General features: G+C 57.9%; 1 protein-coding gene. It reads right to left on the minus strand.

Annotation, left to right across the window (positions count from 1 at the left end; translation table 11 throughout):
- Positions 1-17: 17 nt before the first annotated feature.
- Positions 18-775 (minus strand): IS5 family transposase gene (locus UB90_RS22690; protein ID WP_110613704.1). Its coding sequence is split into 2 segments (ribosomal slippage): positions 18-451 and positions 451-775, totalling 759 coding nucleotides; the frame shifts between segments, so codons are not numbered across the junction.
- Positions 776-840 lie beyond the last annotated feature (65 nt).

The raw sequence follows: 840 nt of genomic DNA on the forward strand, positions 1-840 counted from the left end.
ACTTTTAGGGTCAGGATTCATAACCAATAAATGACGAGAGCCGCGAGCGCGATGGCAGAGAGAAACACCTTGGGGCAGCGGTCATAACGGGTCGCGACACGCCTCCAATCCTTAAGCCTACCGAACATGCTCTCGATCCGGTTGCGACGCTTGTATCTGCGCTTGTCGTATTTGACCGGCGTTTTGCGTTTTTTCCGGCCTGGGATGCAGGCGCGTATCCCCTTGTCCTGTAACGCTTCTCTGAACCAGTCAGCATCATAGCCGCGATCCCCGAGCAGCCATTTGACCTTTGGCAGGCCGCGCAGCAGGGCCCTTGCGCCGATGTAATCGCTCACCTGTCCGGCGGTAACGAACAGGTCGATTGGTCGCCCCTTACTGTCGCAGATGGCGTGCAGCTTGGTGTTCATGCCGCCTTTGCTCCGTCCGATCAGGCGGCCACGCCCCCCTTTTTGGCGGCCATGCTGGTCGCTGTTCGATGGGCCTTCAGGTATGTCGCGTCGATCATCACGGTCGTCTTCTCACCGTGTTCCGCCGCCAGTCCGGCCATCATCCGCGCGAAGATGCCCTTTTCGCTCCAACGCTTCCAGCGGCTGTAGAGCGTTTTATGAGGGCCATATTCCCGCGGCGCATCCCGCCAGCGCAAGCCATTGCGATTGATGAAGATAATCCCACTCAACACCCGTCTGTCATCGACCCTTGGCTTGCCGTGCGACTTCGGGAAGAAAGGCGCAAGTTTGCCCATCTGCTCATCGGTCAGCCAGAAAAGATCACTCATGTCACCACTCCTTTTCGGAGCCGTGAATCATGCAGCGAGACCGAGATCAATGCATCCTGACCCTA

This window comes from Tritonibacter mobilis (genome assembly GCF_001681715.1).
Taxonomy (GTDB): domain Bacteria; phylum Pseudomonadota; class Alphaproteobacteria; order Rhodobacterales; family Rhodobacteraceae; genus Epibacterium; species Epibacterium mobile.